This is a genomic window from Microcoleus sp. D3_18a_C4 (assembly GCF_036702415.1).
Taxonomy (GTDB): Bacteria; Cyanobacteriota; Cyanobacteriia; order Cyanobacteriales; family Microcoleaceae; genus Microcoleus.
Genome location: NZ_JAUBTI010000188.1, coordinates 1 through 5,745, shown reverse-complemented (window position 1 = coordinate 5,745; position 5,745 = coordinate 1). Strand labels below are relative to the sequence as shown.

Genomic DNA, 5,745 nt, shown 5'->3' with positions numbered 1-5,745 from the left:
CCTTATTCTCTCCCGGCGCGGTGGCTCTAGTTCTTCTTTTGCCACCGTTCTCATCTTTATTTAGTCTAAACGACAGTTATTTAATTCTCATTCCTTAATATTAATTCCGGTTGCACCGGAATGATTTAACCGCAGAGTACGCAGAGTTCACAGAGGAAGAGAAGAGAGAGATGAATAATTTCGGTGCACACCGAAAGGATATAATACCACTTCTAAATACTTAGGCTACCCATCGAGTTCGATCGGCGGGGAACTGCGACGGTACAAGTTCCAAATACTACCGCTAGGCGAGCGTACCTCTTACCAATTTTTAATTTCGAGTATCGGAAGCGCCAAGATTATAAGAAACTTTTGACGGCTCAACTGTTACTACTTCCGAAAGAGATTGTTCGGCCACTACCTCTAACTTGGGCAGTGGTAGATGCTTCATTTCCCAAACTTTCAGCAAAATTAGATATTCATAAAAAGCTTGCAGCGTGCACCAAGCCAATCCCGCTTGGCCGTCAAGAAATCCGCCCAGTAAAATATACATATAGAAAAAGCGCACCACAGGCCGCAAAGGCAAGCGCAAAGAAAAATCTTTCAAAGCGCGGCGCCTTTCCACCTCCGACGCGCCAAACAATAAACCCCACCAATTTACTTGACCCGCTTCTAATTGGCGGAGAGTTTCAGCAGCCTCGTCAGTCGAGTAGCGGTTGTGCTTTTCAATCCAGCGGGAAAGACCTTTGCTGCAAGTATAGTGAGGGTAGGTTTCCTTCAAAAAGTGAGTAGGCCCGTTGCAGACTTCCCGTTCAGTGTGACCGTAGTCAGTAAACCACACTCGGTCTTTGCGAAAGAGACGCATTTGATAGCGGGGATATTGAGTGCTGCGGCGAATCCAGCGCTCCATAAATATTACTTTTTCAGCTACGTAATAGCCGATATATTCTTGAGTTTCGATCGCCTTTAAGCATTCAGCAAACAGTGCAGGCGTCATCCGCTCGTCAGCTTCGAGGATGTAAACCCATTCGTACTTGCACGGGACTTCTTGGAGCATCCAAGTCCGCTGGCGTCCGTGAGTTTCAAAGCGGTGCTGCACTGTTTGCACGGCATAGTTCTGAACAATCTCAAGGGTGCGATCGGTGCTGAAAGAATCAACTACAATAATATCGTCACAAAGCAGTGCCGATTCAATGCAAGCGGCGATATCAATCTCTTCGTTGTAAGTCAGAATATAAATTGAGAACATTCCCAGCTTTGAGTAAGGGCCAACTATTGGGTAAACAAACTATTTCTCAGGGATGTCTCGACCAGCGGGTTCCCTGCCAGCGCCGGTCAATTTTTGCGGCGGCCGAACCGCAGAATTCCCATACTTCTCAATCCCGTCCAACCAACAGTAATGTAGCCTATCGCTAACAATAAACTGTTGATTCCCGTCTGCAAACTCGAATTTCTCGATCGAGTTCTTAACTCTTTCTCTTTTTGTTGCTTGCGGGTGCGAATCTCGTTGCGAGCTTGAGTGGGAAGTGATTGAGCTTGCTGTTCCAGGAACTTGTCGAGGGCTTTCGGGTCATTTTTCGACTCCTCAAGCACAGCTTTCAATTCCTTGGGAACCTCTGGACTCTTGAGTGCTTGTTGCAGCTTCCCGTCGTCTTCCAGCAGCGCCCCTATCTGGCTGCGACGCTGGCTTTTGAGCTGGTCTACCTGAGCTTTAAATTGAGGGCTTTTAAGTTGTGCCTCAAGTTGACCTTCCGCTTGTCCCGCTTCTTGATCCACTTGAGCCAGAGCATCCTTGAGTTCCAAACGAGTATTGTTGAGGTGAACGGGAACCAGAGATAGGTAAACTAGACCTAACAAGCTGGAAATCAACAGCGCCCAGAATCGCAAGTCCAGCCAAACGTTGCGTCGCTCAATAGAGACTCCACTGCTGCTGTCAACCCAAAAGCCCGTCATCAGCAGGGCGATTCCGATCAAAGGAATAATGCCCCTGTCAACTATCTGAATTGCTGCGGCAAGCTGCCAGCCTCGATTGAGAAAGTCCGAAGTTTCTCCCGGCAGCGACAGAACAATGCACTGAAGCAAAGCAGAGAGAATCAAGATAATCCCGACTACTTTTAGAGTTCGAGCAGCTACTGAAGAAAATTGACGGCTATTACTTGCTTTCATAATTCGTGTTAGATAATTCTACACCGTTAGATTCAAGGGGGTAGTTGAGTGGATTTTGTTGAACGAGTTAAGCTATTTTCCACCAAAATAGCTGCTTGGGGTACCGAACTCGACTTTCCTCTGGGTGTTCACAGGCTGCGGTTGCGACCCAAAAGGTCGAGTTTCTGCACAGCTATGCAGAGTTGGACACAGGAGGCTGTACGCTTCTGGGGTAGCTGTAAAGCTTGGTCAAGATAGCGCCCAGAAACTGCAGCAGCAACTGCTGGCTTCTTCTATAGTCTGAGGAATCCAGCGTCAAGATGAGTTCTGCACGCTTGGGTTCGGTGCTTTTAACTAGCTTTCGCTCGCGCGGCGGTGTCAGAAATAATAGACACAGGAGGAGCGCGTTTCGTAGGGTTTCACCCCCTAGGGCTCTCACTACCCGATCGCCTGCCCGATGCGGTGGAACTCTCATCCCTTGTCTTATAGTAATTGATATAAGAGAGGGCGGGAATAAATAATTGTTTACCAACCTTTTTAACATCCAATTACCAACAGCAGGATACGGCAGTCACAAATACACGAATAGCGGTTTTTTACTGGGAATTCGGTTTACCATATCAGCTTCGTCGCAGGTAACTTTTACTTATATATTTTTGCTTAATAGTCACAGATTACTAATGCCTATTTAGTTATCTGCAACTATTAATTATTGCCCGGTTAAAGGATTTATTATTCAATATTAAAAGTGCAAACATTCAGATTTTTTGGTAGGATAATTTTGCTCGCTGTTCAAATTTGGTGGTAATGAGTGCAATGATTTCTAATGTTTACACGTTGAGAGAACTTGAAAGATCGATCGCATCCGATCCGGACAAGTGGCGTCCGATCGTGTTTACTAACGGGTGCTTCGATATCCTGCACTGCGGTCACGTCCGCTATTTGCAGGCGGCAAAAAATTTGGGGCGATCGCTCGTGGTGGGATTGAATAGCGACGCCAGCGTGCAAGCTATCAAACCGCAGCAGCCGGGATTGCCACCCCGCCCGATCGTACCGGAAAATCAGCGAGCCGAAGTGTTAGCAGCCCTCAAACCAGTAGACGCCGTAGTAATTTTTTCCGAAATTACAGCAACTAAACTGATAAATATCCTGAAGCCGGATATATACGTTAAAGGAGGCGACTATCAACTCGAAACTCTGCCGGAAGCACCGGCCGTTATCGCCGGAGGTGGCAAGATTTCCTTAATCGAAATAGAAGTTCCGAGTTCTACCAGTGCGATCGTCAAACGCATTTTACAATTAGGTACTTAACCCTCGATCGCAAACAGCAAACAGTGAGCTAAACTCAGAAGTTGCCCCATCAAAAAACACGCTTGGTGCGATAGCTCGTACAACTTCATCCCAATTGCTAAGCAGGAGATAATTTTAATGGAACTCACAAGCAATAACACGATCGCGGAAATCCTACAAAGACACAAAGCAGAGTTACTAGCAGACTGGCTCAAAGAACTGCAAAATACCGGGCTGCGGCGGGACGACTTGATGAGAGCCAAAGAATTGCGCTCCGAGTGTCAAGAGTTCCTGCAATTGCTCCACATTGCAGTCGGGCACGGTAACTTTAGCGACATCCAGACACCCGAATGGGAAAATATGCGGCTGTTGCTAGCAGAAGTTTCGCGATCGCGCGTTCAGAGAGGCTTTACTCCCTCAGAGATAGCGAGTTTCATTTTATGCTTCAAAAAGCCATTGTTCGATCGGCTTTGTCACGAACTGACAGAAAACCGCGACGCACTTGTCGAACAACTTTGGCTTTCCACCAGTTTATTAGACCAGCTTGGCCTTTGGGTGACAGAAATTTTTCTCAAAGCTCGCGAAGAAGTCATCGAACGCCAGCAGCAAGAAATGCTCGAATTGTCAACACCCGTAGTCAAACTTTGGCAAGGCATTCTCGCTTTACCCATGATCGGGACTCTCGACAGTGCCCGCACTCAAATAGTAATGGAAACTCTGTTGCAGGAAATCATGGAAAGCGGCTCAGAATTTGCGATTTTAGACATTACAGGCGTGCCGACTGTTGACACTTTAGTTGCTCAACATTTATTAAAAACTGTAGCAGCCGCCCGTTTAATGGGTACTGAGTGCATCATCAGTGGCATTCGCCCGCAAATAGCTCAAACCATAGTTCACTTGGGAGTTGACTTGCAGGATATTCTCACAAAAGCTACTTTAGCAGATGCTTTTAAAGTCGCTTTGCAGCGCCAAGGTTTAACTATAAAAAATATTAAAGAGGAAAAATAAACATATTGCAGTCTGAGATGAAAATTTTAGTAAAGCTTAACACATAGGTGAATTTGTGGAACGAATACCGATCCTTCAAATGGGAGAATTTTTGCTAGTAACAATTCAAGTAGATATGCACGATCGCTTAGCAATGACGCTGCAAGATGACCTAACGAACCGCATCGTGAAAACAGGCGTCAAAGGTGTGTTGATAGAAATTTCTTCTCTAGAAATTGTTGATTCTTTTATCGGTCGCATTATCAACAATATCGCTAGTATGTCACGAATTTTAGATGCGGAGACAGTTGTGGTCGGGATGCAGCCAGCAGTTGCTATTACGCTCGTTGAGTTGGGGCTTTCCCTGACAGGAGTTCGCACAGCTTTAAGCGTTGAAAAGGGCATGATTTTGTTAAGAAAATCCTTGGGGTTTTCTGTTGACAAGGAAGATTTATGGTCCCCTGACTGAGGCACAGGCAGTCAAGAAACCTAGTTTGTTTGTAGATACCTTGTTGACAAACCGAAGATTTCTTAGGACAGGGCTTACGCACTCAAGGGGGTTAAATCAAAGGTTTGAGATTCCTTCACTATGTTCTCTTTTGAGAGAAAATCGTAGTAAGTGCGTAAGTCCTATTAGGAGAAACTAAGTTGTTGAGGGTAAGTCCTATATGTTGTGGAGAAGTTCTATTTTGGTACAGTAGCCGCCATGTCAAAACGTGAGACACTAGAAATCCGATCGTCATCCGATATAGTCCACGTCCGACAGCAAGTGCGAAGTTGGGCTGTAGCAATGGGATTCGGTTTATTAGACCAAACGAAAATCGTTACCGCAGCCAGCGAACTCGCCCGCAATACTGTAGAGTACGGCAAAGGGGGAACTGTAACTCTCGAAACGCTCCAATTAGGAACCCGCAAAGGGCTGAAGCTGATATTTGAAGACAAGGGCCCGGGAATTCCAGACATCGAATTGGCTATGACTGACGGTTATACTTCTAATCACGGTTTGGGTTTGGGGCTCAGTGGTTCCAAGCGGTTGATGCACGAATTTGAGATTGTTTCCAAAGTGGGTAAGGGGACTAAAATTGCGATCGTCCGCTGGCGATGAGGAGTAAGGAGAGTGGGAGATTGGGAGAGAGTGGGGTCGCGCGCGCTACAAATGACTAATGAGAAACCGGGTTTCTATGAGTTTTGGGTTGGGTAACGAGAAATCTCAGTAGAAACCCGGTTTCTGAGGTCGATCGCGCGATCGCCATCCCCTCGCTAACTAAACTAATGACTAATGACTAATGACTAATGACTAATGACTAATGACTAATGACTAATGACTAATGACTAATGACTAAT

The 5,745-nt window shown here is 46.0% G+C and carries 7 protein-coding genes; 4 read left to right on the top strand and 3 right to left on the bottom strand.

Going from position 1 to position 5,745, the window contains the following annotated elements; all coding sequences use genetic code 11:
- Positions 1-310: 310 nt before the first annotated feature.
- From QUB16_RS32755 to QUB16_RS32745, 3 genes are all read right to left on the bottom strand, one after another.
- The gene (locus QUB16_RS32755; RefSeq protein WP_333322527.1) at positions 311-1,228 is read right to left on the bottom strand and encodes a glycosyltransferase family 2 protein; all 918 of its coding nucleotides are present in this window, start codon (positions 1,226-1,228) and stop codon (positions 311-313) included.
- Between the two features lie 86 nt (positions 1,229-1,314).
- Positions 1,315-2,145, bottom strand: coding sequence for a hormogonium polysaccharide biosynthesis protein HpsJ (gene hpsJ-B, locus QUB16_RS32750; RefSeq protein ID WP_333322526.1), 831 nt, complete (start codon positions 2,143-2,145; stop codon positions 1,315-1,317).
- A gap of 172 nt (positions 2,146-2,317) precedes the next feature.
- On the bottom strand, positions 2,318-2,599 hold the full coding sequence (locus QUB16_RS32745; RefSeq protein WP_333322524.1) for a hypothetical protein: 282 nt from the start codon (positions 2,597-2,599) through the stop codon (positions 2,318-2,320).
- Positions 2,600-2,940: 341 nt separating this feature from the next.
- Here QUB16_RS32745 and rfaE2 point away from each other — a divergent pair, with 341 nt between their 5' ends.
- The 4 genes from rfaE2 (at position 2,941) to QUB16_RS32725 (ending at position 5,506) form a co-directional block, all read left to right on the top strand.
- The gene (gene rfaE2, locus QUB16_RS32740) at positions 2,941-3,435 is read left to right on the top strand and encodes a D-glycero-beta-D-manno-heptose 1-phosphate adenylyltransferase (protein WP_333322528.1); all 495 of its coding nucleotides are present in this window, start codon (positions 2,941-2,943) and stop codon (positions 3,433-3,435) included.
- 117 nt (positions 3,436-3,552) lie between these two features.
- Positions 3,553-4,422: an STAS domain-containing protein gene (locus tag QUB16_RS32735; protein ID WP_333322523.1), complete on the top strand. Its 870-nt coding sequence runs from the start codon at positions 3,553-3,555 to the stop codon at positions 4,420-4,422.
- Between the two features lie 55 nt (positions 4,423-4,477).
- Complete coding sequence (locus QUB16_RS32730) at positions 4,478-4,870, top strand: STAS domain-containing protein (protein ID WP_333322522.1); 393 nt, start codon at positions 4,478-4,480, stop codon at positions 4,868-4,870.
- 237 nt (positions 4,871-5,107) lie between these two features.
- Complete coding sequence (locus QUB16_RS32725) at positions 5,108-5,506, top strand: anti-sigma regulatory factor (protein WP_333322520.1); 399 nt, start codon at positions 5,108-5,110, stop codon at positions 5,504-5,506.
- Positions 5,507-5,745 lie beyond the last annotated feature (239 nt).

Bases quoted from the DNA above. Each gene is read 5' to 3' on its own strand.
- hpsJ-B (WP_333322526.1), bottom strand. From the start codon at position 2,145: ATGAAAGCAAGTAATAGCCGTCAATTTTCTTCAGTAGCTGCTCGAACT.
- QUB16_RS32725 (WP_333322520.1), top strand. From the start codon at position 5,108: ATGTCAAAACGTGAGACACTAGAAATCCGATCGTCATCCGATATAGTC.
- rfaE2 (WP_333322528.1), top strand. From the start codon at position 2,941: ATGATTTCTAATGTTTACACGTTGAGAGAACTTGAAAGATCGATCGCA.
- QUB16_RS32755 (WP_333322527.1), bottom strand. From the start codon at position 1,228: ATGTTCTCAATTTATATTCTGACTTACAACGAAGAGATTGATATCGCC.
- QUB16_RS32735 (WP_333322523.1), top strand. From the start codon at position 3,553: ATGGAACTCACAAGCAATAACACGATCGCGGAAATCCTACAAAGACAC.
- QUB16_RS32745 (WP_333322524.1), bottom strand. From the start codon at position 2,599: ATGAGAGTTCCACCGCATCGGGCAGGCGATCGGGTAGTGAGAGCCCTA.